Source organism: Bradyrhizobium shewense (assembly GCF_900094605.1).
Classification (GTDB): Bacteria; Pseudomonadota; Alphaproteobacteria; order Rhizobiales; family Xanthobacteraceae; genus Bradyrhizobium; species Bradyrhizobium shewense.
On record NZ_FMAI01000018.1, the window covers coordinates 19,014 to 43,892 of the forward strand.

At 64.8% G+C, this 24,879-nt stretch carries 28 protein-coding genes and 1 pseudogene; 16 read left to right on the top strand and 13 right to left on the bottom strand.

What is annotated here, in order from left to right:
- Positions 1–10: 10 nt before the first annotated feature.
- Both GA0061098_RS28730 and GA0061098_RS28735 read left to right on the top strand, forming a co-directional pair.
- A complete protein-coding gene (locus GA0061098_RS28730) occupies positions 11–868 on the top strand; it encodes a VOC family protein (RefSeq protein ID WP_091964607.1) in 858 nt (285 codons plus the stop codon).
- A 77-nt stretch (positions 869–945) separates the two neighbouring features.
- Positions 946–1,221: a hypothetical protein gene (locus GA0061098_RS28735; RefSeq protein WP_091964609.1), complete on the top strand. Its 276-nt coding sequence runs from the start codon at positions 946–948 to the stop codon at positions 1,219–1,221.
- Between the two features lie 6 nt (positions 1,222–1,227).
- Here GA0061098_RS28735 and GA0061098_RS28740 read toward each other — a convergent pair whose 3' ends face one another.
- Entirely contained in the window at positions 1,228–2,280 is a 1,053-nt protein-coding gene (locus GA0061098_RS28740) for a L,D-transpeptidase family protein (protein WP_091964611.1), read from the bottom strand.
- A 183-nt stretch (positions 2,281–2,463) separates the two neighbouring features.
- On the opposite strand from GA0061098_RS28740, the gene GA0061098_RS28745 reads away from it, so the two are divergent.
- Positions 2,464–3,423, top strand: a complete 960-nt coding sequence (locus GA0061098_RS28745) for a lytic transglycosylase domain-containing protein (protein ID WP_091964613.1) — start codon at positions 2,464–2,466, stop codon at positions 3,421–3,423.
- Between the two features lie 48 nt (positions 3,424–3,471).
- Here the strand turns inward: GA0061098_RS28745 and GA0061098_RS28750 are convergent, their stop codons facing one another.
- On the bottom strand, positions 3,472–4,590 hold the full coding sequence (locus tag GA0061098_RS28750) for a DUF1236 domain-containing protein (RefSeq protein ID WP_091964615.1): 1,119 nt from the start codon (positions 4,588–4,590) through the stop codon (positions 3,472–3,474).
- A gap of 107 nt (positions 4,591–4,697) precedes the next feature.
- On the opposite strand from GA0061098_RS28750, the gene GA0061098_RS28755 reads away from it, so the two are divergent.
- Positions 4,698–5,159: an NUDIX hydrolase gene (locus tag GA0061098_RS28755; protein ID WP_091964617.1), complete on the top strand. Its 462-nt coding sequence runs from the start codon at positions 4,698–4,700 to the stop codon at positions 5,157–5,159.
- 20 nt (positions 5,160–5,179) lie between these two features.
- Here GA0061098_RS28755 and GA0061098_RS28760 read toward each other — a convergent pair whose 3' ends face one another.
- Positions 5,180–6,163, bottom strand: a complete 984-nt coding sequence (locus GA0061098_RS28760; RefSeq protein ID WP_091964840.1) for a Bug family tripartite tricarboxylate transporter substrate binding protein — start codon at positions 6,161–6,163, stop codon at positions 5,180–5,182.
- A gap of 454 nt (positions 6,164–6,617) precedes the next feature.
- On the opposite strand from GA0061098_RS28760, the gene GA0061098_RS28765 reads away from it, so the two are divergent.
- Together GA0061098_RS28765 and GA0061098_RS28770 are read left to right on the top strand one after the other, a co-directional pair.
- The gene (locus GA0061098_RS28765; protein WP_165637675.1) at positions 6,618–7,265 is read left to right on the top strand and encodes a hypothetical protein; all 648 of its coding nucleotides are present in this window, start codon (positions 6,618–6,620) and stop codon (positions 7,263–7,265) included.
- A complete protein-coding gene (locus GA0061098_RS28770) occupies positions 7,262–7,558 on the top strand; it encodes an HGGxSTG domain-containing protein (RefSeq protein WP_091964620.1) in 297 nt (98 codons plus the stop codon). Before GA0061098_RS28765 ends, GA0061098_RS28770 begins: the two co-directional genes overlap by 4 nt.
- A 163-nt stretch (positions 7,559–7,721) precedes the next feature.
- Here the strand turns inward: GA0061098_RS28770 and GA0061098_RS28775 are convergent, their stop codons facing one another.
- The 3 genes from GA0061098_RS28775 to GA0061098_RS28785 all read right to left on the bottom strand — a co-directional run bounded on the left by GA0061098_RS28775 (position 7,722) and on the right by GA0061098_RS28785 (position 9,992).
- Complete coding sequence (locus tag GA0061098_RS28775) at positions 7,722–7,904, bottom strand: hypothetical protein (RefSeq protein WP_091964622.1); 183 nt, start codon at positions 7,902–7,904, stop codon at positions 7,722–7,724.
- 178 nt (positions 7,905–8,082) lie between these two features.
- Positions 8,083–8,322: a DUF3606 domain-containing protein gene (locus GA0061098_RS28780; protein ID WP_049801728.1), complete on the bottom strand. Its 240-nt coding sequence runs from the start codon at positions 8,320–8,322 to the stop codon at positions 8,083–8,085.
- A gap of 251 nt (positions 8,323–8,573) precedes the next feature.
- Positions 8,574–9,992 (bottom strand): TAXI family TRAP transporter solute-binding subunit, encoded by a 1,419-nt coding sequence (locus GA0061098_RS28785; RefSeq protein ID WP_091964624.1) that lies wholly within the window; start codon positions 9,990–9,992, stop codon positions 8,574–8,576.
- Here GA0061098_RS28785 and GA0061098_RS44130 point away from each other — a divergent pair.
- From GA0061098_RS44130 to GA0061098_RS28795, 3 genes are all read left to right on the top strand, one after another.
- The gene (locus tag GA0061098_RS44130) at positions 9,991–10,254 is read left to right on the top strand and encodes a hypothetical protein (protein ID WP_129590981.1); all 264 of its coding nucleotides are present in this window, start codon (positions 9,991–9,993) and stop codon (positions 10,252–10,254) included. The genes GA0061098_RS28785 and GA0061098_RS44130 overlap by 2 nt on opposite strands.
- A 24-nt stretch (positions 10,255–10,278) precedes the next feature.
- Positions 10,279–11,799 (top strand): CYTH and CHAD domain-containing protein, encoded by a 1,521-nt coding sequence (locus GA0061098_RS28790; RefSeq protein WP_091964626.1) that lies wholly within the window; start codon positions 10,279–10,281, stop codon positions 11,797–11,799.
- Positions 11,800–12,105: 306 nt separating this feature from the next.
- On the top strand, positions 12,106–13,356 hold the full coding sequence (locus tag GA0061098_RS28795; protein ID WP_091964628.1) for an MFS transporter: 1,251 nt from the start codon (positions 12,106–12,108) through the stop codon (positions 13,354–13,356).
- Between the two features lie 54 nt (positions 13,357–13,410).
- Here GA0061098_RS28795 and GA0061098_RS28800 read toward each other — a convergent pair whose 3' ends face one another.
- Positions 13,411–14,283: an outer membrane protein gene (locus GA0061098_RS28800; protein WP_245323672.1), complete on the bottom strand. Its 873-nt coding sequence runs from the start codon at positions 14,281–14,283 to the stop codon at positions 13,411–13,413.
- 253 nt (positions 14,284–14,536) lie between these two features.
- Between GA0061098_RS28800 and GA0061098_RS28805 the strand changes: the two genes are divergently transcribed.
- The 3 genes from GA0061098_RS28805 to GA0061098_RS28815 all read left to right on the top strand — a co-directional run bounded on the left by GA0061098_RS28805 (position 14,537) and on the right by GA0061098_RS28815 (position 18,198).
- Positions 14,537–15,730, top strand: coding sequence for a M20/M25/M40 family metallo-hydrolase (locus tag GA0061098_RS28805; protein WP_091964842.1), 1,194 nt, complete (start codon positions 14,537–14,539; stop codon positions 15,728–15,730).
- A gap of 110 nt (positions 15,731–15,840) precedes the next feature.
- Positions 15,841–16,929 (top strand): mandelate racemase/muconate lactonizing enzyme family protein, encoded by a 1,089-nt coding sequence (locus GA0061098_RS28810; RefSeq protein ID WP_091964631.1) that lies wholly within the window; start codon positions 15,841–15,843, stop codon positions 16,927–16,929.
- A 120-nt stretch (positions 16,930–17,049) separates the two neighbouring features.
- Complete coding sequence (locus GA0061098_RS28815) at positions 17,050–18,198, top strand: amidohydrolase (protein WP_091964633.1); 1,149 nt, start codon at positions 17,050–17,052, stop codon at positions 18,196–18,198.
- A 1-nt stretch (position 18,199) separates the two neighbouring features.
- Here GA0061098_RS28815 and GA0061098_RS28820 read toward each other — a convergent pair whose 3' ends face one another.
- Positions 18,200–18,415 (bottom strand): hypothetical protein, encoded by a 216-nt coding sequence (locus GA0061098_RS28820; RefSeq protein ID WP_091964635.1) that lies wholly within the window; start codon positions 18,413–18,415, stop codon positions 18,200–18,202.
- 92 nt (positions 18,416–18,507) lie between these two features.
- On the opposite strand from GA0061098_RS28820, the gene GA0061098_RS28825 reads away from it, so the two are divergent.
- The gene (locus tag GA0061098_RS28825; protein ID WP_091964637.1) at positions 18,508–19,230 is read left to right on the top strand and encodes a DUF72 domain-containing protein; all 723 of its coding nucleotides are present in this window, start codon (positions 18,508–18,510) and stop codon (positions 19,228–19,230) included.
- Here GA0061098_RS28825 and GA0061098_RS28830 read toward each other — a convergent pair.
- The 3 genes and pseudogenes from GA0061098_RS28830 to GA0061098_RS28840 form a co-directional block, all read right to left on the bottom strand.
- Positions 19,227–20,414 (bottom strand): CaiB/BaiF CoA transferase family protein, encoded by a 1,188-nt coding sequence (locus tag GA0061098_RS28830; protein WP_091964639.1) that lies wholly within the window; start codon positions 20,412–20,414, stop codon positions 19,227–19,229. The genes GA0061098_RS28825 and GA0061098_RS28830 overlap by 4 nt on opposite strands.
- Positions 20,415–20,612: 198 nt before the next feature.
- Complete coding sequence (locus GA0061098_RS28835; RefSeq protein ID WP_129590982.1) at positions 20,613–21,512, bottom strand: MBL fold metallo-hydrolase; 900 nt, start codon at positions 21,510–21,512, stop codon at positions 20,613–20,615.
- A gap of 46 nt (positions 21,513–21,558) precedes the next feature.
- Positions 21,559–22,188, bottom strand: a pseudogene (locus GA0061098_RS28840) (DsbA family protein); the annotation flags it as partial.
- 114 nt (positions 22,189–22,302) lie between these two features.
- Between GA0061098_RS28840 and GA0061098_RS28845 the strand changes: the two are divergent.
- The gene (locus tag GA0061098_RS28845) at positions 22,303–23,214 is read left to right on the top strand and encodes a LysR family transcriptional regulator (protein ID WP_091964846.1); all 912 of its coding nucleotides are present in this window, start codon (positions 22,303–22,305) and stop codon (positions 23,212–23,214) included.
- A gap of 15 nt (positions 23,215–23,229) precedes the next feature.
- Here GA0061098_RS28845 and GA0061098_RS28850 read toward each other — a convergent pair whose 3' ends face one another.
- Positions 23,230–23,409: a hypothetical protein gene (locus tag GA0061098_RS28850; RefSeq protein WP_091964642.1), complete on the bottom strand. Its 180-nt coding sequence runs from the start codon at positions 23,407–23,409 to the stop codon at positions 23,230–23,232.
- Positions 23,406–23,630: a hypothetical protein gene (locus GA0061098_RS28855; protein WP_049815116.1), complete on the bottom strand. Its 225-nt coding sequence runs from the start codon at positions 23,628–23,630 to the stop codon at positions 23,406–23,408. Before GA0061098_RS28855 ends, GA0061098_RS28850 begins: the two co-directional genes overlap by 4 nt.
- 325 nt (positions 23,631–23,955) lie before the next feature.
- On the opposite strand from GA0061098_RS28855, the gene GA0061098_RS28860 reads away from it, so the two are divergent.
- Together GA0061098_RS28860 and GA0061098_RS28865 are read left to right on the top strand one after the other, a co-directional pair.
- Positions 23,956–24,411 (top strand): Hsp20 family protein, encoded by a 456-nt coding sequence (locus GA0061098_RS28860; protein WP_018322651.1) that lies wholly within the window; start codon positions 23,956–23,958, stop codon positions 24,409–24,411.
- 104 nt (positions 24,412–24,515) lie between these two features.
- A complete protein-coding gene (locus GA0061098_RS28865) occupies positions 24,516–24,857 on the top strand; it encodes a hypothetical protein (RefSeq protein ID WP_091964644.1) in 342 nt (113 codons plus the stop codon).
- Positions 24,858–24,879: the final 22 nt, after the last annotated feature.

Sequence of the window (24,879 nt, forward strand, 5' to 3'; positions counted from 1 at the left end):
GGAAAGAACAGTGGCTCTCAAGAACGTCATCGGTATCGACCACGCTGTGGTCATGGTTCAGGACCTCGAAAAGGCCGCCGAGAACTATCGGCAGCTCGGCTTCACCGTGTCGCCGCGCGGCACCCATAGCGCGCATATGGGCACCGGCAATTACACCATCATGTTCGACCCTGATTATATGGAGCTGCTGGGCGTGCTCGCGGCGACCGAGCACAACGCGCCGGCGCGCGCCTTCCTCGACAAGCGCGGCGAAGGCATCGAGCGCATCGCCTTCACCGCGGTCGATTCCGCTGAAGGCGCGGAGGAGATCCGCGCACGAGGGTTCACGCCGATCGGCCCGACCGATTTCGAGCGCCCGGTAACCTTGCCCAACGGCACGGTCTCGGCGGCAAAATTCCGCACCTTCATGTGGCCGACCGCGGAAGCGCCCGGCAGGGTACGCATCTTCGCCTGCCAGCACAAGACGCGTGAGACGGTTTGGATTCCTGAATTGATGAAACACGCCAATGCGGCGAAGCGGATCAGGCAGACGCTGATCGCAACGCCGGAACCGGCAAAGGACGCCGCGCATCTCGGCAGGCTGATCGACCGCGAACCGACCGCCGAGGCCGATGGCGCGGTCACGGTGCCCTCTGGCGGCGATCGGGCCGACTTCGTCTATCTCACGCTGGACCAGCTCGCCAAACGCTATCCGGGCGTGCCGCTCGCCGGCCTCTCCGAGCGCGGCGGCGCGGCGCTTGTGCTCGTCAGCGGCGATCTGGCGGCGACCGAAAAAGCGCTGGGTTCGGCAGCGGTGCGCAGCGGGGCTGCGATCTGTGTGCCGCCGGCCAAGGCCAACGGCACCCTGCTCGCCTTCATTGCCGGCTGATTTTAACTAGTTCTTTAACGAGCGTTTACCCGGCAGCCCTAGGATTCCCTGCAATCCTAGCCACCGGGGCCTAACGCATGTTCAAAGAGGGATCGCCGATCGCCTATGACGCGCCGGCCGAACTGAAGAAGTGGCCGTCGCTGAAGGGCGAGAGGCAGAAGGACAGGGGTCCGCCCTATCTCGTCTACAACGGCACGCTCGCCGACTGCGTCCGCGAGCTCATGGGCAAGCCGATCAAGGGCATCTCGCTCTACGACATCATGACGAAGCCGCAAACGGCCTTCGATCAGACCGTGCTGTCGCCGGGCGATGCCGCCGAGATGGCGATGCGCAAGGATTTCCCCAAGGACTAGCAAGGACTAGTTCGCGGCTCGCTTGCCGGCCGTCTTGCTCTTCTGCTTGGAGGAGGATTCCGTCGGCGCATCGAGGAAGACGACGGGCGTACCGCGCTTGGTGTTTTCGCCGAGCGTGCGGGCGTCCCAATTGGTCAGCCTGACGCAGCCGTGGGACGCCGACTTGCTGACCCTGTCGGGCTCCGCCGTCCCATGGATGCCATAGCCCTGCGCCGACAGCCCGATCCAGTACGATCCCACCGGATTGTTCGGGCCCGGCTTGATGTCGAATGGCTCCCTGGATTTAACGCTCTTGAACTTGTACTCGGGATTGTAGTGGTAAGTCGGCTTCTCGTTGGTGCTCGTGACCTTGAGTGTGCCACTCGGCGTCGGACGATCCGGGCTACCGATTGAAGCCGGGTAGAACGCGAGCAGAGCACCACTCCCATCGAACGCTTTGAGCGTTCCCAGTTTCTTGTCGACCTCGAGCCGTGCAATGCGCGGCAGCTCCTTTCGCGCGGAAACATTCGCAACGACGATCATCTCGCCGGCCTTGTCAAAGGACTTTCCCGCATTGAGCGCCTTGAGCAGATCCGCGCTCATGTGGAATTTCTCGGCGAGCCCCTCGAGCGCGCTGGTGTAGCTCAGCGCCTTCAGCGACCTCATCTGCTCGAGCCTGGCCGGCAGCTCCTTCAGGAAAGGTCCTTTTACATCAGCCTCGTCGATCTTGTAGTCGATGACAATGGACTCCTCGCTCGCTGCCGTCAGCTTGTCCCAGAGTTCGGGCGCAATTGCCTTCTCGGATGCGATACCGTTCTGCTCGGCAAATGCCTTCAGCGCTTTCTGCGCGTTCTCGCCGAGCTTGCCGTCGATCTCGCCGGGCGAGAATTGCGCACGATCGAGCAGGACCTGAAGCTTCACCACCGATGCGTTGAGCTTGTCGGTGGCCGGCTGTTTTGCGGGCCGCGCAGCATCATTCACCGCTTTTGCATCGAGATTGGCTTTTGCATCGAGATTGCCCGCGAGCACCGGGCAGATGAGCCACAGCGACATCACCGCGCCAAGCATCCATCGCATCATGATCGCTCGTCCAATTCGCAAAATAGAGGTCCGCGAAACCGCGGGAAGTTTCTGTTTGGGAACACCGTAGTAACACCGAAGGAACCGACGAGACCGCAGCTTTGCCGCAATCGGACGGTTAAGAACTCCTTATCGCCGCGCACCGCTGGCCGTTCATCCCACAGTTCGAGGTTGTCTCCGCAAATGCGATTTGTCATCGCGGCTTGCGCCGCGTTCATGATTCTGATGTGCGACCTCGATCCGTCGGCGTCCCGGCAAACATCAACTTTCGACCGCGCCGTTATTCAGAACAATCGGGCCTCCCCACTTGTTCCGGTGGTCGAACTCTTCCTCGCAAGTGTGCAGGCCATCGAGCTCGCCAACGCGCGTGCCGCCCATGAGCAGGTGATCGAGCCGCCCCGCGCGGACGAGCCAGCCCTACAGGCGCCGGTTTCCCCGACCGAGCGATTTTGCCACGCGCTTCGCGAGGCCGCCGAGGCCAGCGGCATTCCCGTTCCATTCTTTGCCCGCCTGCTCTGGCAGGAGAGCCGCTTCAAGTCCAACGAGGTGAGCCAGGCCGGCGCCCAGGGCGTGGCGCAGTTCATGCCCGGGACGGCCGCCGAAGTCGGGCTCGACGATCCCTTCGATCCCATGCAGGCGCTGCCCGCATCGGCAAGATTCCTGCGCAAGCTTCGCGACGATTTCGGCAATCTCGGCCTCGCTGCGGCTGCGTACAATGCCGGTCCCGGCCGCGTTCAGAAGTGGCTCGCCAAGGAGAGCGAGCTGCCACGTGAGACGCGCGACTATGTCCGCATCATCACCGGCACCAAGGCTGAGGACTGGACCGAGCGGTCGGAGGCGCTCGCGATCAGGATCGACCTGCCGCGCGAGGCGCCGTGCGAGGGCATCGGCAGCCTCTCCAAGGCGAAGGATATCGCCTGGGTCCCGGTCAACCTGACACCCTCGGTCGCGACCATCATTCGCAAGGCCGAACAGCTTGCGGCGCGCCTGTCGACCAACCGCGCGCGCAAGCGGTTCGTATCCCTGCTCCACAAGAAAACCCCGGCCTACGGCAAGGCGAGGAGCATGATTGCAGTCCGCGCGGCGAAGGGCACCAAGGCTCGCGCCATCCGCATCGCAGCGCGCGAACGTTCGGCGATCTGACGCACAGATCGAGAAGCCGCCCGATGGGCGGCTTCCGACGGCTGCGGACTAGTCGATCTCCTCGATCACGCGTCGTTCGCGAGGCTCGATGACATAAGTCCGGGTATCGCGATGGATGTAGCGGTACTCCCGCAGGTCGGGCGCATCACGGTAGACTGTGCTCGGAAATTCCTCGACCTCGACGCTATCAGGGACGCGATCGCCGACATGGATCTCGGTGCGCGCGGTGCTACCGGTGGTCTGCCGTTCGCTCCGGCCTTCGGGACGAGCTTTCGCATGCTTCCGGATCGCATCGCGATCGCGGTCAGAGAACTTGCTGGCGCTACGCTCGCGGGTGGTCGTCGTTGCCGTGGACTGCCCCGAATACGGCAGCACCGTCACGATCTTGTAGGTCGCCGGATCGACCACGACGATTTCATTCTTCACCAGCGCGAAGCTGTAGCCGCGATATTGCGGCACGATCTCGACCACGTCAGGCGGCAGTGTCGACAGATGCACATCGCGCGGCACCACCGTGCCGACATTCAGCGAGAAATTGACGCTGGTCAGCGGCCGAACGTTCAGGCGCGAGATCGAGGTGCTGATCCTGGTCTCCTGCTGGCGGTTCAGATTGACGTTGGTCTGCGCAGCCGCCTGAGAGTTGGTTCCGGACCGCTCGCCCTGCGCCTGATTGCCGGTTGGCGCAGTCGGCGCCTGCTGAGCCTGGTTGGTCCCGGATGCAGCGGGCGCCTGCTGGGCCTGATTGCTATTGGCCGGCGGCGGATTGGACCGATCCTGCGCCTGGTTCGTGTTTGCCGGCGGCGGGTTGGCGCCCTGCTGGGTCGCGGGCTGGTTGCCGGTCGTGTTCGAGCTTGCCGTGCCGCTCTGCGGCCGCGAGGTGTCCGTGCTGTTCGCAGCATTGGACGTGCCCGATCCGGAATTGGCAGCCCCGGAGGACGGCGCGGTGCTCTGCGTCGTCTGCGCCGAAGTTCCTGTCGGCGGTGATTGCTGCGGCTGCGATGTGGTCTGCTGCGTGCCGGCCGCGCCGGATGGCGAGGTCGTCGCTGGCGCCGTGGAATTGGATTGGGATTGCGGCGTCTGCTCAGACTTCGTCGTGCTTGGCGATTGCGCGAAGGCGGCGTTCGCCAGCACCAGCCCCAATGCGGTGGTTGCCAACAGGCGGATCATGGTTCACTCCCTTTTATCAAAATAAGCGTTGGCTACTAACCTGCGCTAAAACGGCCGGTTCCACTTTTTCCCGAGACAAAGCGGACCGCTTTTGCACGGAACCTGTGATGCCATCGAAGAGTGCCGGGATCATCGCCTATCGCAAACGCCGGGCGATCGAGATCCTTCTCGTTCATCCCGGCGGGCCGTTCTGGCGCAACAAGGATCTCGGCGCGTGGTCGATCCCCAAGGGCGAATATGCGGACGAAGAAGATGCGGAGGCCGCCGCGCGACGGGAATTTGCCGAGGAGCTGGGATTCGAGCTGTCCGGGCCGCTGATCGCGCTTGGCGAGGTCAAGCAGCGCGGCGGCAAGCTCGTCACCGCGTTCGCCGCCGAGCTCGACATCGATGTGCGCCGCATTCGCAGCAACACATTCGAGATGGAATGGCCACCGCGCAGCGGCAAACGGCAAGTCTTCCCGGAAGTCGATCTTGCCGATTGGTTCACGCTCGAGGAGGCGCGGGGGAAGATCAACGCAGGACAACGCCCGCTGCTCGATCGGCTGGCGCAGCTGACCGGCGGCGAATAGCGATGGAAGCAGGCGCGCCCCTACTCCGCCTTGATTTCCGCGGCTGCGACGACCTCGGCGAGCTCTTTCGTCTCCTTCGCGATCTTCGCGGCGTACTCGGCCGGGGTCAGCACGCTGACCACGCCCTGCGAGCCGAGCTTCTCCGCGACCGCCGGATCCTTGGCTGCCGCGGCGATCTCCCGGTGCAGCGTCTCCAGGATCGGCGCCGGCGTCGACTTCGGCATGAAGAAGCCGACCCAGAACGAGATGTCGAAGCCGGGGAAGCCTGCTTCCGCGACGGTCGGCACATCGGGCAGTGACGGCAGCCGCTCGGCCGACGACACCGCGAGCGCGCGCAACTTTCCGGCCTTGACCAGCGGCACGGCAGAGAGCGGATCGAACACCGCCAGCACCTCTTGGGCGAGGATGCCGACCTCGGCGGCCGAACCGCCGCGATAGGGCACGTGGATCAGCTTGATGCCGGCCTTCTGGCTGAGCAGCTCCATGGCGAGATGGGCGAGATTGCCGTTGCCGCCCGAGCCGTAGGCCAGCGCACCGGGTGCGGCCTTCGCTGCGGCGACAAGATCGGCGACGGTCTTGATATTAGCCGTCTTTGGATTCTCCGGATTGACCACGAGCACCAGCGGTGCCGACACGACGGTGGTCAGCGGCGCGAAGTCCTTTTCCGGATCGTAGCGGATATCCCTGAACAGCGTCTTGTTGAGCGTGATGGTGGACGAGTTGCAGGCAAGCATGGTGTAGCCGTCGCCGTCCGCATGCGCGACACCTTCGGCTGCGATCATGCCGTTGGCCCCGGCACGGTTCTCCACCACGAAGGGCTGCCCGAGCTTGTTGCCCAAGCGATCGCCGATGATGCGCGCGACGACGTCGACCGGACCGCCGGCGCTGAAGCCGACCATGACCTTGACCGGCCGCACCGGATATTTCTGCGCCATGGCCTGCGTCGACAGCGCAGAGGCGCACAATCCGGCGATGACGACCAGCAGGCGGGCGGTTCGTTGCATTGGCTCTCTCCCAGACATCAGCAGCGCCGCTTGTGCAGGCTTGTTGGTGCGACGCATCTAAAGATCATGAATAGCGGCCATCCCGGATTTCGCAATCGCGTTTGGGCGCCGGCATTCCGCCGCACGGCACGTGCGCGCCGCCGCCAAACAAAAAAATGCGAAAACAACCCCATGCACAGTAGACGGCCCTTGTCCGAACAAGGACTTACGCCAGGCAGAGACTTTCGGATGTTACGAAGTCGATTTTGACTCGTCGGGCAAAACAGGGGCATAATGCCATCATCGCGATTAGCGTCAGCAACCTGGCCTCCACGGTCATGTGGGCCTCGCTTCGATCGCGCACAAGCCCAGCATCGACATTTGAAAACGCAACCGCCGCACGGCAACCGAGAGGGTCGGCTTCGCACCAGAGGGGCCTGCTCGCCCGTGCCGTGGGCTCAAAGGAGACATCGACATGACAACAGCCATGACACGCAACAGCACGACGCCAATCGTCAGGTACGGCAGCAGGCCCACCCCGCGGGTCAAGCTCACCGGACAACGGATCGCAATTCAGCATCCGGACGCGGAGACCGGCGAGCACTTGATGGGCGAGGCGCTCGGTGCCGCCGATCAAGACGCTCTGCATGGCATCCTCAAGCAATTGATGAAAGCCAGCGTGATCCTGCAGAAGCCCGATGAGGATAATCTCGCCTTCATGATCTCGATGGTGAAAGGCATCGCGCCGCGGGATTCCCTCGAGACCATGTTGACGGCGCAGATGGTGTCCGTCCACGTCGCGACCATGCGCTTTGCCTGCCGCCTCGCCTTCGCCGAAGGCATCCCGCAGCAGGAAGGCGTCGCCCGCACATTGACCCGGCTGGCCCGCACCTTCGCAGCCCAGATGGAGGCTCTCAACCGCCATCGCGGCAACGGCGAACGTCCGATCACGGTGCAGAATCTGTCGGTGCAGGACGGCGGCAGCGCGATCGTAGGGAATGTCACGCAACAGGCGCATCTGATCGCTGCCGAGCCAGGCACCGCGATCGACGCGGGGCCGGTCCCGTCCCGCAACGTCGGCGAACGCGATCGGGCCGACGTCATGCAAGGCGCCACCGCATGAGTGCCGGTCACCTCCGCAACACGCGCGCGATGGCGGCGAGCCCGCGCTGCGGCGCCGGCACCCGCGGCGGCCTCGCCTGCCGCGCGCCGGCCGTGCGCGGCAAGCTCCGCTGCCGTATGCACGGAGGCGCGCCCGGATCGGGCGCGCCATGGGGAAACCGCAACGCGCACAAGCTTGGCGTCTTCACACAGGAGCGGATCGCGGAACGAAGGGCGATCCGGCAACTGCTCGATGAGGCAGGAAAACTGCTGGGGGAGATGGCGTCGGACGATCCGAGGGATCAAACCGCTTAGCAGGCGCGATCTCCGGCTGAAGCAGGCCGTCGCGCCTTGAATGCCGGCATCCCGAGCCCCGCAGCAAGATCAACCGCAATCGGACTGTGTCGCGAAGGACCTGCAAAGGCTGCCCGGCTGCGCAACCGGCGACTGGCCACATCACCGGGTGCCAGCCGAAAAGCTAGCGCGGCGCGTTTGTCGGATCGACTGCGGAAATCTGCAGCCCTGCCTCATCCAGCGCCTGGGCAATCTGCTTCGCCAGCAGCTTGGCCTCTTCGGTCCCGATCTGCGTGTCGGGATGTCCCTTGAAGAACGCGCAAATGGTCGTGGCGATGATGGTATTCACCTGGTGCAAATCATCCATTTGATGCACGCGAAGTTGCGAACGGATTCACCCGGAAGAGGTGGCGCATCGCGAACGCACAAGAAGAACGGTCAACGCAAGCCAAAGAACGACAGAATGGCTGCGATCACGACGACTAATCCTATGAGGTAAATCAGGCCGTTCATCGGAGTTCTCCTTTTCGATCGGGTAACTGAATCTATCCGGGGGACGTAAGTCCACCCTTGAGTCCATCCTTGGCGCTGCTCTGCTCCACGAGCTCGAGCTTTTCGAGCTGAACTTCCTTCTCGATGGCCGTCAGAGAGTTGCCGATCTTTTCGACTATCCTGACCAGATCGGCATCGGAGATCTTGAGGCGCTTTCGAACGGACTTGACCTGCTTTGCGTTCGCAAGATCAAGCGTCGTGCGAATGACCCGTGGCGGCCTTGAGCACAGCATGAGCAGTTCTCCTATCTAGACTAAGAGCGATAATGTCCGTTTTGTTCCGATTCTTCCCGAACAGCGCGGGCACCGAATGATGGAATAAGCGAAACGGCGACGAGAGCGTCACGATCGACGGCAGGATGTGTGTCGGGGCGGAGAACTTCGACCGCGTCGGAAGCCCGTGCACACAAGCAGAAGTTGATCTAGGCGGCTCCGCCCCTCGATCCGTTGGCATTTGCGGGCGATGCGTCGCAGCGCCGGTCGTCTCAACCTCGCGGCGCGCTCGCCGCGCCTCGAACGGTTTCGAAGTTGGCGGGCTGCAGCGCGGCTCGTCTCTCCGCGATGGCGCTGCTCAACAGGCCGAGCACCAGACTGAATGCTGCGAGCTCCTCCTCCTCGATAGCGCCGTCGTCGTAGCATTCGAGCGTTTCAGCTATGATGGCGTCGGCCTCCCGCTGCAGAACCAGAAGCTCCTGGTTCGATCCCGCGGTTCGCGCACTGGACACCATGGCCAGGATTCTCTTGCGATGGTCGTTGGTTTCCTCTCTTTCGTCGCGATTCAAATAGCGACGCAACCAGGCGGCGGCCGAGCCGATCCCGGAGAGAAGCAGCAGCCCGAACCAGAAGTAATCGCCGTATCGGTCGAGGAAGGTACGTTCGTTGCCGTCGATGACAGCCGCCGCTCCCCGATGCACCGGCAGCTCCGTGTCCTTGTCGACATCAGGCTTGGTAATGTGCGCAGCACCCGGGACCTGCCTTGCAATCGCCTGGCGAACGGCAAAGAGCTGACGGAAAAAGGCGGCCACCGTCGTTTCAGGCAGGGACTTTCTCGCGACGATGAGATGGCTGACGCTGACCGTTTCAACCTTGTCACCGGGCCAGGCCGGATCCGCATTGAAGACGCTGGGCGGAATTTCCTCCGATTCATACCGCGGATGCTTCAGGGCGATCGCTTCCGATGTCTCGATGGCGAGAAACTTCGGCTCGCCGCGCAAGCGCGCCGTTGCAGCCACGGCATCGGACGTTATTTTGCTGTCGAGCGGCCCGACCGCCATGAATGCATCGATGGTAAGATCGCGTGCCAGCTCCTCGGTCTGGTCCGTACCGAAATGTGTCACGACGACCTTGTCCGCCTCCACTCCGGAGGCGCTCAGGATGACGCGTAGCAATGCGGCGTTTACCGGGGTCCGGCCGATCACGCCGACGCGGCGCCCTGCGAGATCGGCGACCTCCTTGATTCTCGGCGAGGGCTTTCTTTTCGAGGTCTTGCCGGCAGGTCCAGACGGAGCCCACAGCACGACGAAGTTCTTGCGCACGACGGCGACGGTCTGTGCCTCGGCGGGCATGTCCAGATCGGCGCGGCCGACGGCAAGGTCGGCCTTGCCCGCCCCAAGCAGGGCGAGGGACTCCACCGCCCCGTCGGTTTTGACGGGAAGCAGCCTGACAGTTCGGCTTTCGCTCGCGAAGGTGTCGGCCATCGCCTGAATGACTTTGTAGTCATCGCTGCCGGACGGTCCAACGGCGATCCGGAGAATGTCCGGCCGCAACGCATAATAAAGCGCGCCGGCCGCGGCGGCAAAAATGAGAAATCCAACGGCGAGGACCAACAGTAAGGAATTGCTCCTTCTCCGCTCGCGGCGGGCCGCTTCACTGGTCGTTTTACTCGTACTCTCGGACGAAGACATGGCCGCCGCCAACCGCAGATCGTGGTTCTCCCTGCTCCGCAGGATACCACGTTTTCCCGGAAACAATCTCTGGCGGCCGGCCTGGTCCGTGCGCGCGAACGATGACGAGGATCGCGATTGCGTTGGTTCGGCCCAGGGCGCCGCTTCAGTTCATGGCGTTGCCTTCAATCGCGTGACGTTTCCATGCCTTTGCGGCTCCCGCAGCAGCGTGCGGGTTGAAAAGCTGGCGGGCCCGGAACTTCCCGAGCCGGCACCACTTTGAATTCAGCAAACGGAAGAATTCGCCATGGCCTCCGAAACGGAACTGAAATTCCGCGTTGCGCCGCGAAAATTGTCGTCAGTGTTGCGGACGGGCGGTTTGAGTGGGCGGCGCGGCGACCAGTCCGAGCAGTCGCTCGTGTCGACCTACTACGATACGACCAAGCACAAGCTCAGGCGCCATGGCCTGACGCTGCGCGTCCGCAAGATCGAGGGGCGCTACGTGCAGACCGTGAAAGCCGGCGGCACGGGTGGCGTGAAGCGGGGCGAATGGGAGCATGAGGTTTCCGGTGCATGTCCCGACCTGAACAAGACGGGACACACGCCGCTCCGGGATCTTGCGACGCGAAAGCTTCCTCGCAAGCTGAAGCCGGTCTTCCAGACCGACATTCATCGCCTGGCGCAGGCGCGACGCGTCCGGAAGAGCCAGATCGAACTAGCGGTCGACCGTGGCCGCATCAGCGCCGGCCACCGGTCGCGGCCCGTCGCCGAGTTGGAGCTGGAACTGAAATCCGGGCATGTCGCGGACCTGTTCCGCCTTGCCCGCGATCTCGAACGCAAAACCGGGGCGGAGCTCGATCTGCGTTCGAAATCCGAGCGCGGCTACCTGCTCGTCGCGGGCAGTGGCGGCGGCGCACAGCACGCCGAGCCGATCGCGCTGGAGGACGGACTCTCACCGCGCGAGGCGTTCCGCGTCATCGCGCATTCGACGTTACGTCAGGTCACCGCGAATGCCGATCCGGTGCGTGAGATGGACGCCGAAGGGGTTCATCAGATGCGGGTCGGCCTGCGGCGTCTGCGTGCGGCCATCTCGCTGTTCGCTGATATCCTTCCGCGGGCGAGCACCGCGCGGATCAAGGCCGAGCTGAAATGGCTCACGAGCGAGCTGGCGCCGGCGCGTGAAATCGACGTATTCCTGAACGAGAGCATCCGGCCGATCACCGAACGGGACGTGCCGCGACGCGGCGCCCGCGCGATCCGCAAGAGGTTCTCCCGGCAACGGGTGGCGGCATTCGAGCGGGCACGCGATGCGGTCATGTCGGCGCCTTACCGCCGCCTGCTGATCGACGTGATCGAGTGGATCGAAGTCGGACGGCCTCACGGCGATGATGACCGTTCGATCGCCGCTTACGCCGCGGAGTTGCTCGACCGGCGCATCAGGAAGGCGCGAAAGGAGGGCAAGCGCCTGCACGATCTGGATCCGATGCGGCGCCACAAGCTGCGGATAAAGATCAAGAAGATCCGCTACGCCGTCGATTTCTTCGAAAGCCTCTACGCTGATCGCGACCGCAAGGAGCTTGCAGCCCTGTCCGACCGCCTGAAGCAGATTCAATCCGCGCTCGGATCGCTGAACGACTTCATGGCGCACCGCGAGCTGGCAACGGAGGCGGCGCTGACGGCGCCACCTGCGCACCGCCGCGCCCAGGCTTTCGCATCGGGCGTCGTCGTCGGCCAGGAACGCGAGGCCGCTGACGGCCTGATGAAGGACGCGACGAAGGAGCTGAGCAGGTTGCGCCGGCTGCGCGCGATGCCGATTGCGCGAGCGTAGGAGGGCCGGCATGGCAACTGACATCGCTTGGGTCGGCAACTGGCGAAATCAGTTCGGCTCCATCTTGCCCATCACTGACGATGCGAACCGTCGGCCAAAGGGGGCCCGCGAACGGCGACGATCAGCAACGTCGTGCTCGCGCGGGCCCTGAGGTAGCCGACGAAGAAACTTCGGCTGCCCGTATCTCGTCTTTCCGCGCGCTGATCCCGAGACGCCACAATCCGGAATGAGGGGGTCGCGCTGCCGCCATTGGCGCCCGCCTCGTCATCATGTACGCCCAATTAAACCTTCCGGGACGGGACGCCCATGGCCACCACCGACGACGCGGGCACCGCCACCCGCACGCTGATCTTTGCACTGCTCGCGCTCGCCTGCGGCCATATGCTCTCGACCTTGTTGCGCACTATTCCCGCCGTCAGCCTCGACCTCATGGCCGCGGATTTCCACATCGAGCCGCAAGCCCTCGCCAGCCTCACCTCGATCTATCCTTTCGCCTTTGCCGCAGCGCAGATCCCGGTCGGGGCGGCGATGGACCGGTTTGGCGTGCGGCCGGTGTCGCTGAGCCTGCTCGCGGGGACCGTATTCGGCGCGGTGGCGTCGGGCTTTGCCACGGGGGCTGCGAGCTTTGCGGTCGGGCAGTTCATGCTGGGCGTTGCCACGTCCGGCATGCTGATGTGCCCGATGACGCTGGCGGCCAAGCAATTGTCGACGGGCCGCTTCGGGCTGTGGTCGGGCGCGATCCTCTCGATCGGCAATATCGGCATGCTGCTGTCGTCGAGCCCGCTCGCGTTCGTGGTCGACGCTTACGGCTGGCGCGCCGGGTTCTGGATATCCGCGGCTGGCGGCGTTGCAGTCGCGCTCGCCGTGTTCGCGCTGGTGCCGCAGCAGCCGGCCGAGCACAAGGACGATTCCTCGCCGTTGTCGCAGATGATCGAGGTGCTCAGGCTCGGCCTTTCGCGTCCGTTGCGAGGGCTGATTGCGCTCGCGCTGGTGTCGCTGGCAACCTCGCTGGTGCTGCGCGGCCTGTGGGGCGGACCGTGGCTGATGGACGTCAAGGGCTTGTCGCGGGTCGAGGCCGGCAATCAGCTCGGCGCGTTCACGCTGGCGATGATCGCAGGGCCCCTGTGCATCGGCATGATCGACCGCAGGCTCGGCCGCCGCCGCGCGCTAGTGGCAGGCTCGCATATGGCCGGGGCGCTGTTGCTGGCGCTGATGGCGCTCGGGGCGCCGCATTACCCCGTGTCCGTTTTGTTCGGCGTGCCCGTGATGCCGCCGCAATACGACCTCGTTCTGTTTGTGCTGATCGGCCTTGCGACCTCCGCCCAGCCGCTGCTGTTCGGCATGTCGCGGCAGCTGGTCGACGCGCAGACTACGGGCAAGGCGCTGGCGGCCGTGAACCTCGCCTTCTTCCTCGGCGCGGCGCTGGTGCAGTCGGTGACCGGCGCGGTAGCGGCGCTCGCGGGATTGCCGGCGGTGCTGCTGTTCATGGCAGCGATGCTGGCAATCGGCGTGCTGGTCTTCCTGGCCTATACGCTGCCGCTTCGCGGGACCGGCTGAGCGCCTCGCTCAACCCCATCCTTCCACGCTCTCAGAGCGCCCCCGTGGCCGAGCTCAGTACCTGGCGACGACCGGCCCGCCGAAGCGATAATTGACCCTGAGGGTCGCTTGCTCGACGGTCAGCCGCGAGCTTGACGTCCCCGTCGCGAAAACGCCGCCGAACCCATCGGGAACGGTGAAGGCGACGCTGCGGCGGCCGAAGTCGGTGTAGCGATATTCGCCGGCCAGGCTCCAGTTCGGGGTGAACGCCCACTCGATGCCTCCGCCGACGGTCCAGCCCCAGCGCGTGGTCGAGCCGTTCGTTGCCGTGAACGTTCCCGCCGGAATGCCGATGCCCGGGCCGTTGACGACGGTGGTCCTGGAACCGCCGATCTCGGCAACGGCGGCGCCGCCGGTGACGTAGAACAGCGCCCGGTCCACCGTGACGCCGGCGCGGCCGCGGAAGGTGGCCATCCAGTCGATATGACCGAAATCGACTGTCACCGTCTGCGTCACCGGCGGCGCAAATGTCGGAGCGCCGAAGGTACGCGAAGCGCTGCCGCTGCTGCCGTTCAAGCCGGTGCCGACCGCGTCGGCTTCCACGCCGAGCACGAACTGCTGGACCTGCCAATTGTATCCGATCTGGCCGCCGCCGATGACACCGCTGTGGCGGCCGTCACCGGGAATGGTGCCCCTCTGTTCGGGAACAATCGTCAGCACGGGTGCGACCGGGGGCGGCACGCCGAAAGCGGGAAACAGCGGTCCGAAATCGCTGTCACCGCTGCCGGGAGTCCAGGCGCCGCCGACATTGGCGCCGACATAGAAGCCGGTCCAGCTGAAGATCTGCGCAGCGACCGGCGCGGGTCTCGCCTTGACCGCCATATCCGCGGCATTTGCCGCCACGACACCGAACAATAAGGCACTTCCGGCAATGGCCGCGATCCGCATCGTCGTCCCCAGCATTTCGGCAAGTATCGGCGTGCCGCGGCGCCAAGAAACACCTTAAGTTAGAAGCGAATCGGAGCCGACGCTGTCACCTGACAGCAACATCCGGACACATTGTGTTCGCGCGACGCGACGCCGCCTGCGGGACCATGCGCGCATGGCAACGCAGCTCCGTCCTTCATGCGTCGAGGCCGCCTTGCACAACGGCGTGCTGCAAGGGATGCTGACAAGCATCGCGCATCAAAGGAATGAACTCATGCCTGTCGACACCAAAGCCGCCACCGACCGCCTCATGCGCTTCCTCGCCGTCGAGGGCGTGACCGGACAGGAGGCGGCGATCGGGCGAGAGCTCATGGCCGCGCTGAAGGACAGCGGCGTACCGGCGAAGGCGATTCGGCTCGACGATGCCAACACCCGCATTCCCGTGCCGACCGAGACCGGCAACCTCATCGTCGACCTGCCCGGCCGAGGCGCGCTGCACAACCAGCCGCGCATCATGTTCATGACCCACATGGACACCGTGCCGCTGTGTGCCGGGGCCAAGCCGAAGAAATCGGGCCGCAGAATCGTCAACTCCGCCAAGACTGCGCTCGGCGGCGACAATCGCTGCGGCTGCGGGGTGCTGGTGACGCTGGCGGCCGAGCTCGAGAAGCACAAGCTCGACCATCCGCCGATCACGCTGTTGTTCTGCGTGCGCGAGGAGAGCGGGCTCTACGGCGCGCGCCACGTCAAGCTGGACGAGCTTGGCTCGCCCGTGATGGCTTTCAACTATGACGGCGGCTCGGCCTCCAACGTCATCATCGGAGCCGTCGGCGCCGACCGCTGGACCGTCGAGATCATGGGGCGCGCCTCGCACGCCGGCGTCGCGCCGGAGCGCGGCATCTCCTCGACCATGATCATGGCGCTCGCGCTTGCCGAGGTGAAGGCCGGGGGCTGGTTCGGCAAGGTAGTGAAGGGCAAGCGGCAAGGCACCAGCAATGTCGGTCCCGTCACCGGCGGCGAGGGCCGCCCCGCGGGCGATGCCACCAATGTCGTCACCGACTACGTGCATGTCCGCGGCGAAAGCCGCAGCCATGACGGAAAGTTCTTCAAGGAGATCACCAAAGCCTACAAGGCCGCGTTCGAAAAGGCGGCCAAGAAAGTGACGAATGCGCAGGGCAAATCCGGCAAGGTCAAGTTCAAGGCCGAAACCGACTATTATCCGTTCCGCATGAAGGACAGCCAGCCCGTCATCAAGCGCGCGGTCGAGGCCGTATCCGCGGTCGGCGGCACGCCGAACGTCCGCACCGCCAATGGCGGCCTCGATGCCAACTGGATGGTCCGCCACGGCATTCCGACCGTGACCTTCGGCGCCGGCCAGAACGAGGCCCACACGATCGACGAGTGGATCAATCTCGACGAATACGACCGCGCCTGCGCGCTGGCCGTGCAGCTCGCGACGATGCGGTGAGGCAAGGGCGTAGGATGGGTAGAGCGTAGCGAAACCCATCGCCCAACGTTGAAGATGATGGGTTTCGCTGTGCTCTACCCATCCTACGATAAGAAGAAAAGGGAGGCCACATGCCGCACATCGCAAATATCGAGACCGGGCTCTACCGGATCCCCCTCCCCGTCACGCTCTCCGACTCCACGCATGGCGAGATCGCCGCGTTCGAGCTGATCACCTGCCGCATCCGTGATGCCGACGGCGCCGAGGGCGTCGGCTACACCTACACGGTCGGGCGCAATGGCGGCGCCGTCGCCGACATCCTCAAGCGCGAGATCCCCGCGCTGATCGAAGGACGCGAGGCCGACGATACCGAGGCGGTCTGGCATCACGTCTGGTGGGCGCTGCATTATGGCGGCCGTGGCGGGCCGGTGGTGCTGGCGCTGTCCGCGCTCGACATCGCGCTGTGGGATTTGAAGGCGCGGCGCGCCAAGTTGCCGCTCTACCAATTGCTCGGCGGATTCGATGCGCGCGTGCCGTGCTACGCCGGCGGCATCGACCTCGATCTCTCCGTGGAGGCGCTGCTCGCGCAGACCGACGGCAATCTCGCCAAGGGCTTTCGCGCCATCAAGATGAAGGTCGGCCGGCCCGATCTCAAATCCGACGTCGCGAAGGTCTCCGCGATGCGCCAGCACCTCGGCGACGGTTTCCCGCTGATGGTGGACGCCAACATGAAATGGACGGTCGAGGAGGCGATCCGCGCCGCCCGGGCCTTCGTTCCCTACGACCTCACCTGGCTCGAGGAGCCGATCATCCCCGACGACGTCGCCGGCCACGCGCGCATCTTGCAAGCAGGCGGCGTGCCGATCGCGGCGGGCGAGAATTTGCGCTCGCTGTGGGAGTTCAAGAGCTACATCGCCAGTGGCGCGGTGTCCTATCCCGAGCCTGACGTCACCAATTGCGGCGGCGTTTCCACCTTCATGAAGATCGCGCGGCTGGCGGAGGCCTTCAACCTGCCCGTCACCAGCCACGGCGCGCACGACATTACCGTGCACTTGCTCGCGGCCTGCCCGAACCGATCCTATCTGGAGGCGCACGGTTTCGGGCTCGACAAATATATCGAGCACCCGCTGGTGCTGCAGGAGGGCAAGGCGCTGGCTCCGGACCGGCCCGGGCACGGCATCAGCTTCGACTGGTCGGGGCTGGCGAAGCTGGCGCCTTAGTGCGCCGTCAAGCCCGGCCATGACGATGTGGTTGCACGCGAGCTATTCGCTGGCCCCGGATGCACAGGCCGAAGATTTCGGTATGGTGGCGGGTCGCAACCATTCGAAAGATCCCCAGCCTTGACACCCGAGCTGCACCAGAAACTGACCGCGTGGCGCCGGCACCTTCATGCGCACCCGGAGCTCTCGCTCCAGGAGAAGGAGACCGCCGCCTTCGTGCAGGACAAGCTCACCGAGCTCGGCATACCCTTCGAGGCGGGCATCGGCGGCCACGGCATCGTCGCGACCTTGACGCGCGGGCATGCGCGCAGCCGCGTCGGCTTGCGCGCCGACATGGATGCACTGCCGATCACCGAAGATACCGGGCTTGCCTACGCCTCCAGGACATCAGGCGTGATGCATGCCTGCGGCCATGACGGACACACCGCTTCGCTGCTCGGCGCCGCCGCGTTGCTCGCCGCTGATACCAGCTGGAGCGGCACGGTCGATTTCATCTTCCAGCCGGCGGAGGAAGGCTTTGGCGGCTCGCGCGCGATGGTCGCGGCCGGACTGTTCGACCGCTTTCCGATGCAACGCGTGTTCGGCTTTCACAATTGGCCGGGCCTTGCCGCCGGCACCATCGCCGTGCATGACGGCGTCGTCATGGCCTCCGGCGGACGCATCACCATCACCATCGAGGGCCATGCCGGCCACGCCGGCATGCCGCATCTGACGCGCGATCCGGTGATGGCGGCGGGCCATCTGATCGTGGCACTGCAATCGATCGCCTCGCGCAGCGTCGATCCGCTCGACACCGCCGTGCTGTCGCTCTGCACCATCGAAGGCGGCACCGCGCCGAACCAGATCGCCGGACGCGTCACCATCCGCGGCACGCTGCGGTACCACCGCGAGGCGGTCAAGCACGTCATCCTCGATGGCATCGAACGGACCTGCGCCGGCATCGCGACCAGCTTTGGCGTCAAGGTGACGCCCGAGATCGTGATGGGCGTCGGCGTCGTGATCAACACGCCTGATGAGACCGCCCTTGCGCGCATCGCCGCCGAGAAGGTGCAGGCCGAGGTGCGGCGCGACCTCGCGCCCAGCATGGCCGGCGAGGATTTTGCCCACTATCTCCAGCAGCGGCCGGGCGCCTTCGTCTGGATCGGCAACGGCGAATTGCGCGACGGCGCCGAGCTGCACGGCCCGCGCTACGATTTCAACGACGCGATCCTGCCGGTGGCGTCGAGCTGGATGGCGGAAGTCGCCAAGGCGGCGCTGGCGTCGAACTAGTTCACGAGATCTCGCGCGGCAGCTTCCAGTCTCGCCGCGGCGCGAACGTCTCCTCGACGGGCGCGACGTGATATCCGGCAGGGAGAAGCCGGCCGCCCTCCTCGTCTGCGACCGGAACGTCGGTCACGAGGCCCTCGATCAAGGCGGCTTCCCACACCTCCTTCTCGGTCGGAAAGGGATCGCCGATCTGCTTGTTGCCTTCGAACAGCGCGTACATCGGTTCCGGTCCTTGCGTTGGCGGGTTCACCAGCAACGTATCGACTGCCTGGACGTTCCTCTCCGGCAAAGGCAACGGAGGGCACGGAAACAATGGCGCGCGTTCTGATCGGAACTTCGGGCTGGCATTATGATTCCTGGCGCGGCCCGTTCTTTCCTGAAGGCGTGACGCTGAAGCAGCAGCTTAGCTATTACGCCGGACAGTTCGACACGACGGAGCTGAACGGCGTGTTCTACCGCACGCCGACGCCTGAAGCGGTGAAAGGCTGGCGCGAGCAGACCGGCCGCGATTTCGTCTTCGCCTGGAAGGCGTCGAAATTCATCACGCACTGGAAGCGCCTGTCGGAGCGCTCCGTCAACAGCCTCGAGCTCCTGGAGGACCGCATCTCACGGCTCGGCGGCAAGGCCGGCCCGATCCTGTTCCAGCTGCCGCCGCAATTCGAGGCGAATGCGGACCGCCTCGCCTCCTTCTTCAAGCTGTTGTCGCGGAAACGGCGTTACAGCTTCGAATTCCGGCATCCGAGCTGGTATCAGCCGCGCATCCTCAAAATGCTGGCGGACGAGAACATCTCGCTGTGCCTGTCCGACCATCACGATGCGCCCGCGCCCTGGAAGCGCACTGCGGATTTCGTCTATGTGCGCGGGCACGGGCCGGGCGGGCGCTATCACGGGCACTATACCAGGGCGGCGCTGGCGCAATGGGCGAAGCGCATCAAGTCGTGGAAGCGGCAGGGCTGCGACGTCTATGTCTATTTCGACAATGACCAGAAGAGCGCGGCGCCCGCGGACGCCAAGGCGTTGAAGCAGCTGCTCTAGATGACGCCGCGTTGCCGAAGCGCCGCGATCGCAGCCTCGTCATAGCCGAGTTCGGCGAGAACCAGATCGGTGTGCTCACCGAGCGTCGGCGGGCGGCTCGCGATCTTGCCCGGCGTTTCCGACAGCCGGACGGCGGCACGCGTCACCGGGGCGGGCTTCGGCAGGCCGGGATAATCGATGTCCTGCATGAAGCCTGCGGCGCGGATGTGCGGCTGATCCAGCGCCTGTTGCGGTGAGAGGACCGGCCCAGTTGGAATCATCGCCTGGCCCAGCGCATCGACGGCTTCCTGCGTGGTGCGCTCGGCGCACCAGCGCGCCATCCGCTCGCTGATGATGGCGCCGTTGTTGCCGCGGCTGATGTCGTCGGCAAAGCGAGGATCGTTCAGCCACACCTCCTCCTCGCCCATCAGCCTCGCCCAGCGCTTGAACAGCGGATGTCCCGTGACCTGGCACAGCACCCAGCCGTCCCGGGTGCGGTAGATGTCGGCGGGCGCTGCGGTCTGGCCGAGATTGCCCGTCGGCACGCGATTGACGTTGATCACGGCCTGCTCGATCAGCGTCGCATTGGTGAAGGACAGCGCGGTTGCGAGCAGCGCGCCCTCGACGATTTGCCCTCGCCCGGATTTGCCGCGCTCGATCAGCGCGGCGAGCGTGCCGAACGCGCAGTGCAGCGCGGTGCCGAAATCGACCCAGTTCACCGCGGCCCGGTATGGCGGATCACCAGTGCCCGTCATGTAGACCGATCCCGACATCACCTGCCCGACACCGTCGAAGCCGACCCGGTCGGACCACGGCCCCGGCCCGCCGAACGCGGTTGCGGTCGTCAGAATGATCTCCGGCTTGATCGCTTTCAAGGACTCGTAGTCGAGCTTCATCGCGCGCAGGGTCTGCGGCGGCAGATTGGCGACGACGACGTCCGCGGTCGCAACCAGGCGGCGCATCACCTCCTGCCCTTCCGGCTTCATCGGATCGAGCGTGACGCACTTCTTGTTGCGGTTGACCTGAAGGAACAACGCGCCCTCGCCGCCTTCGCCGACCGGCGCGACGAACCGATCCTCGCTGCCCTCGCGCTTCTCGACGCGAATGACCTCAGCGCCGAATTCGGCCAGCAATGTCGCGCAATAGGGCCCTGCGATATAGCGCCCGAAATCGAGCACGCGCACGCCCTCCAGAACTCCTCCCATCGATTCCTTCCCTGCGCCGTTTGCCTGGTGTTTTCGCCAGATTACAGGGACTGGCCGCCACGGCAAGATCGCAGCGCGCATGGGCCTTTGCCGCCGGGCTCGCGGGCCCGGACTTGTCCTCATCCTGAGAGCCCGCCTAAAGGCGGGCGTCTCGAAGGATGGCCGCAGGAACAGCTCTCGAATGCGAATCCCCTGCCCTCAGCCCCACTTCATCTCGCCCTTGGCGACCTTGGAGCCGATATCGAGCGCGACGCCCATGCCGAGATTCGGGAAGCGCGCTTCCATGGCAGCCTTCAGCGCAGCGCTGTCAGCGGCCTTCGCCAGCTCTTCGTCGAATGCGAGCAGATATGTCCTGGTATGCTCGACAGCGGAAAGATCGACGGCGACACCTAATTCCATGTGACCGGGCACGACGAGGGATGGCTTGCGGGCCGCGATCTTGTCGAGGTTGGCGATCCAGGCTGCGCGCTGCTCCTTGGTCGGGGTATCGGCGGTCCAGACATGCACGCCGGAGAAGACCATCACGCCGCCGAACACGGCATTCAAGGACGGAACGAAGAGATAGCGGCGGTTGGCGAGACCTTCGGCGTTGACGATTTCGATCGCCTCGCCGTCAACCGCAAGAGAAGCCCCATCGAACGCTTCCGGCAGAACGACATCGGCGAGCGTCTGCGGACCGTTCTCCTTGAGCTGCGGTCCCCAGACGGCGAGCTTCTTCTCCACATTCGCCTTGATGGCCGCGAGCGTCACGGACGCCGCCAGCACCTTGGCATTCGGGAAAGCCTCGCGCACCGGCTTCAGGCTGAAATAATAGTCGGGATCGGATTGGCTGATGTAGATGGTGGTGAGCTTCTTGCCGCTCGCCTTGATCGCCTCGACGAGCGCGCGTCCGTCCGGATAGGAGAAGCCGCCGTCGATCAGCACCGCCTCGGTCGGACCGGAAAGCAGGACGGGCGCACGGAAAAATCCGTTGGGGCCTGCGGGAAAATGTTTCCAGCTCAGCTTGGCCTCTGCGGCATGGCCGACGTCGGCGGCCGCGAATAGAGCGGCGGCACCCGCGGCAAGGCTGGTCTTCATGATCTGTCTCCTCGACAACATGGCTCTCTCCATTGAACTCTGCAGGGAAAATCGGTTTGGGTGATCGGGCGGCACGGAGTTGTGCGGCCAGCAGATCGAACCGCCCGAACAGCATGCTGCCGTCGAGCAGCCTCCGTCCGGCGCCCTCGCCGACCACCAGAGCCGGCACGCCACCGGCCCCAAATCGCGTCATGTCGGCGCGCGCGGCCGCGATCCGCGTCTGGTAAGCCGCGATCAATGCATCGTCAGGCGCCCGCACGCGCCGTGCCGCATCGGTCAGTTGCGCGCCCTCGAGCACGTCGGCGACGATTTGAAGGCTGGAATTATCGCGGCCATCGACGTAGCGGGCGCGCTGCAAGAGCTTGAGCGCCTCGAGCTCACGGATGGGGTCAGTGAGACCCACGGCGACGACGCCAAGGGTCGCCGCCGCCGAGTCGAACAGGCGGCCGGTATTGCCGAGAATGCCAGTGCGATAGGCCTCACTGAACGGCTGGCCGGTCAACCGCGCGATGCGCTGGTCGTTCTGCCAGGCATAGGCGGCAAAATGCTGGTCCATGGTCCGCGCCGCAGGGCCCGCAAACAGGCCGGTCGGTGCCAGCACCAGGGTGGCATCGCCGTGCGCGGCAAGCTGCTCCAGCACCGGCGATGCGCCGTAGCACCAGCCGCAGAGAGGGTCGAAGAGATAGGTGATTTGCATGATTTCGGGCCGCCAATGTTCGATGCAGTGAAACCTAGCGGCCGATCATTATTTGATAAATATCAGATAATGGTACATATTGTTTGTTATTAGCTAACAATGGCGACGACCCGCATGGAAGCGATCAACCTCAACCGCCTCGCTTATTTCGCAGCCGTGGTCGATGCCGGCTCGTTCACACGCGCTGCCGAGCGCCTCGGCATCACCAAGACCGTCGTCAGCCAGCAGGTGGCACGGCTCGAAGCGGAATTGAAAACGGCCTTGCTGCTGCGGACCACCAGGAGGGTCGAGCCGACCGAAGCCGGCCGGTTGCTGCATGCCCGTTGCGTCATGATCCTGCGCACGGCGGAAGATGCCGTGGACGAGCTCGCCCAGACCAATGCCGAGCCGATGGGCATGCTGCGGATCGCCGCGCCGAACGACTATGGCGCAACGATGATCGCGCCGCTGGCGGCGAAGTTTGCGCGAAAATATCCCGCTTGCAGTGTCGAGCTGATCCTGTCGGACACGCGAACGGACCTCCTCGCCAACCAGATCGACCTGTCGATCCGGGTCGGCTGGCTGAACGATTCAAGTCAGCAGGCCAGGCGGATCGGATCGTTTCGACAATTGCTGGTGGCCGCGCCGGACGTGGCCGCGGCGTTCAGAGGCATGACGCCCGATGAGCTTGCGGCTCTGCCGTTCATCGCCAACGGAGCGCTCGACGAGCCGCTGGTCTGGCGCTTCACCAGACGCGATATCGACAGCCGCACGATCCGCATGCGGCAGTCGATCTCGATCAACACGACGCCTGCGGTGCTGGGCGCAGCCCTCGCCGGCGGCGGACTCTGCGTGCTGCCCGACTATTTGGCCGCGGAGCATTTGAAGTCCCGCCGGCTGGTCCATGTCCTGCCATCCTGGAGCTTGCCGGCCGGCGGGATCCATGCCGTGTACCCCGCGGCCCGGTTCCGGCCGCCGAAGATCACGGCGTTCGTGGCCATGCTGGTGCAGGAAGGCCGCACGCTCGCCAGCAAATTTCCGGAATGACACATGCGCGCCTGTTCACGCCGCCGATCGATCCGGCAGGCCGCCCCGCAGAGCGTCAAGCAGGCGCTGCTCGCGCTCGATCCGGGCGCGGTAGAGCTCGCGTTCGCTCTCGCTTTTGGCACCGGCCAGCAACACGCGATAGTGCCCGATCACCTTCTCGCTGCCGCTGATGAGGAGGTTGCGGACGTCACTCATCGTTCCGCTCCGGTCGTGGCAATCGCCGATGGTGTATTCGGAACGGTGAATGCGGCCGGGAAGGCATCGGCGGCGAGAGCCTCGAGCGCGGTCTGCTCCTCGGCGAGGCGTCGTTCGATAAACTGGCGCTCAATGTCCGACAGCTCAGTCTTGAGCAAACGTCGATAACGAGAGAGGTTGTTGCGGTGCGCGCGGATGCGGGCGAAATCCTGATCGAGCATCGTCGTCACTCCTGACGGTCTTTCACGGTCCTTTTCGAATTAGCAGTGTCGGAAGAAGCATCTTCCGGCGCAAAAGATATTCAGGCTTGTTTTGCTGTCAAGCCCCTCTCTCGCCGCTTCCCGGACGCCGCCGGGAGCCACCGAAAAAATTTTACGCGTCCCTCTTGCAAGGTCCTTGCGGCGCTCTAAGTCGTTTTTCGCCGCGAGAGCGGTGTGCCGGATGCCCCGATCGGGTCCGGCGCGGGCGCCGGGCCGGGTCTTCGGATCTGTTCCGATTCCTGACTGGCGCTCCTTCGTATCCATCTTGCTCTTTGGAGGACTTGGTATGAGGACCACCTTTGACTTCGCGCCGCTGTGGCGCTCCACCATCGGCTTCGACCATCTGGCCGACCTCGTCGACAGCACGCTGCGCCAGGCGGGCGAGGACAATTATCCCCCCTACAACATCGAGCGCTCCGGCGAAGACCAATACCGGATCACGCTGGCCGTGGCGGGCTTTGGCGTCAACGACATCAGCGTAACCGCCGAACAGAACGCGCTCACCATCGAGGGCCGGAAGCCGGACAGCGCCACGCGCGAATATCTCTATCAGGGTATCGCCGCGCGTCCGTTCCGCCGCGTGTTCAATCTCGCCGACTACGTCCAGGTCAAGCAGGCCGCTTTCCAGGACGGTCTCCTGGTCATCGATCTCCTGCGCGAGATTCCGGAAGCCATGAAGCCGCGCCGGATCCAGATCGCGGGTGCTGCGTCACCGCAGATCGAGCAGAAGAAAGCGGCTTAGGCCAGTCGAACGCGTTTGACTGCGACCACCATGGCGGATGGCGACCGGACCGCCATCCGCCGATCGGACCATCCCTTCGAAAGGAGTGTAGAGGGAGACAAGTGATGACCAATGCCAATGCGACCACCGGCGGTCTCGGCGCGCTGTTCCATCCCGCTGCGCATTATGCATCGCCAAGCGCCGTCCTCGACGACGGCAAGCTCTCGACGGCGGAGAAGCGGATCATATTGTCGTCGTGGGCCTCGGACATGTACGCCGTCGAATCCCATCCCGCGCTGCGCGAGATTCCCGGCATGGATCAGCCGATCCGGCTCGCGGACATCCTCGCCGCGCTCCGCAAGCTCGATGATGACGACGACCCGCCGCCCGGCGGCGGCGTCCCGATGCGGCTGCGGCGGCCCTGGGCCGCCGCAACGCCGTCATCGAGGACCAGCCAAAGGATCTGAACAAAACCGGCTTCACTTTCCA

Excerpts from the sequence above, each read along its gene's own strand:
- GA0061098_RS28770 (WP_091964620.1), top strand. The coding sequence starts at position 7,262 with ATGAGTGCCGGTCACCTCCGCAACACGCGCGCGATGGCGGCGAGCCCG.
- GA0061098_RS28780 (WP_049801728.1), bottom strand. The coding sequence starts at position 8,322 with ATGCTGTGCTCAAGGCCGCCACGGGTCATTCGCACGACGCTTGATCTT.
- GA0061098_RS28830 (WP_091964639.1), bottom strand. The coding sequence starts at position 20,414 with ATGGGAGGAGTTCTGGAGGGCGTGCGCGTGCTCGATTTCGGGCGCTAT.
- GA0061098_RS28865 (WP_091964644.1), top strand. The coding sequence starts at position 24,516 with ATGACCAATGCCAATGCGACCACCGGCGGTCTCGGCGCGCTGTTCCAT.
- GA0061098_RS28810 (WP_091964631.1), top strand. The coding sequence starts at position 15,841 with ATGCCGCACATCGCAAATATCGAGACCGGGCTCTACCGGATCCCCCTC.
- GA0061098_RS28745 (WP_091964613.1), top strand. The coding sequence starts at position 2,464 with ATGCGATTTGTCATCGCGGCTTGCGCCGCGTTCATGATTCTGATGTGC.
- GA0061098_RS28795 (WP_091964628.1), top strand. The coding sequence starts at position 12,106 with ATGGCCACCACCGACGACGCGGGCACCGCCACCCGCACGCTGATCTTT.
- GA0061098_RS44130 (WP_129590981.1), top strand. The coding sequence starts at position 9,991 with ATGGCCGCCGCCAACCGCAGATCGTGGTTCTCCCTGCTCCGCAGGATA.
- GA0061098_RS28800 (WP_245323672.1), bottom strand. The coding sequence starts at position 14,283 with ATGCGGATCGCGGCCATTGCCGGAAGTGCCTTATTGTTCGGTGTCGTG.
- GA0061098_RS28825 (WP_091964637.1), top strand. The coding sequence starts at position 18,508 with ATGGCGCGCGTTCTGATCGGAACTTCGGGCTGGCATTATGATTCCTGG.
- GA0061098_RS28760 (WP_091964840.1), bottom strand. The coding sequence starts at position 6,163 with ATGCAACGAACCGCCCGCCTGCTGGTCGTCATCGCCGGATTGTGCGCC.
- GA0061098_RS28845 (WP_091964846.1), top strand. The coding sequence starts at position 22,303 with ATGGAAGCGATCAACCTCAACCGCCTCGCTTATTTCGCAGCCGTGGTC.
- GA0061098_RS28850 (WP_091964642.1), bottom strand. The coding sequence starts at position 23,409 with ATGAGTGACGTCCGCAACCTCCTCATCAGCGGCAGCGAGAAGGTGATC.
- GA0061098_RS28735 (WP_091964609.1), top strand. The coding sequence starts at position 946 with ATGTTCAAAGAGGGATCGCCGATCGCCTATGACGCGCCGGCCGAACTG.
- GA0061098_RS28750 (WP_091964615.1), bottom strand. The coding sequence starts at position 4,590 with ATGATCCGCCTGTTGGCAACCACCGCATTGGGGCTGGTGCTGGCGAAC.
- GA0061098_RS28755 (WP_091964617.1), top strand. The coding sequence starts at position 4,698 with ATGCCATCGAAGAGTGCCGGGATCATCGCCTATCGCAAACGCCGGGCG.
- GA0061098_RS28775 (WP_091964622.1), bottom strand. The coding sequence starts at position 7,904 with ATGGATGATTTGCACCAGGTGAATACCATCATCGCCACGACCATTTGC.
- GA0061098_RS28790 (WP_091964626.1), top strand. The coding sequence starts at position 10,279 with ATGGCCTCCGAAACGGAACTGAAATTCCGCGTTGCGCCGCGAAAATTG.
- GA0061098_RS28785 (WP_091964624.1), bottom strand. The coding sequence starts at position 9,992 with ATGTCTTCGTCCGAGAGTACGAGTAAAACGACCAGTGAAGCGGCCCGC.
- GA0061098_RS28765 (WP_165637675.1), top strand. The coding sequence starts at position 6,618 with ATGACAACAGCCATGACACGCAACAGCACGACGCCAATCGTCAGGTAC.
- GA0061098_RS28820 (WP_091964635.1), bottom strand. The coding sequence starts at position 18,415 with ATGTACGCGCTGTTCGAAGGCAACAAGCAGATCGGCGATCCCTTTCCG.
- GA0061098_RS28855 (WP_049815116.1), bottom strand. The coding sequence starts at position 23,630 with ATGCTCGATCAGGATTTCGCCCGCATCCGCGCGCACCGCAACAACCTC.
- GA0061098_RS28740 (WP_091964611.1), bottom strand. The coding sequence starts at position 2,280 with ATGATGCGATGGATGCTTGGCGCGGTGATGTCGCTGTGGCTCATCTGC.
- GA0061098_RS28805 (WP_091964842.1), top strand. The coding sequence starts at position 14,537 with ATGCCTGTCGACACCAAAGCCGCCACCGACCGCCTCATGCGCTTCCTC.
- GA0061098_RS28835 (WP_129590982.1), bottom strand. The coding sequence starts at position 21,512 with ATGTTGTCGAGGAGACAGATCATGAAGACCAGCCTTGCCGCGGGTGCC.
- GA0061098_RS28860 (WP_018322651.1), top strand. The coding sequence starts at position 23,956 with ATGAGGACCACCTTTGACTTCGCGCCGCTGTGGCGCTCCACCATCGGC.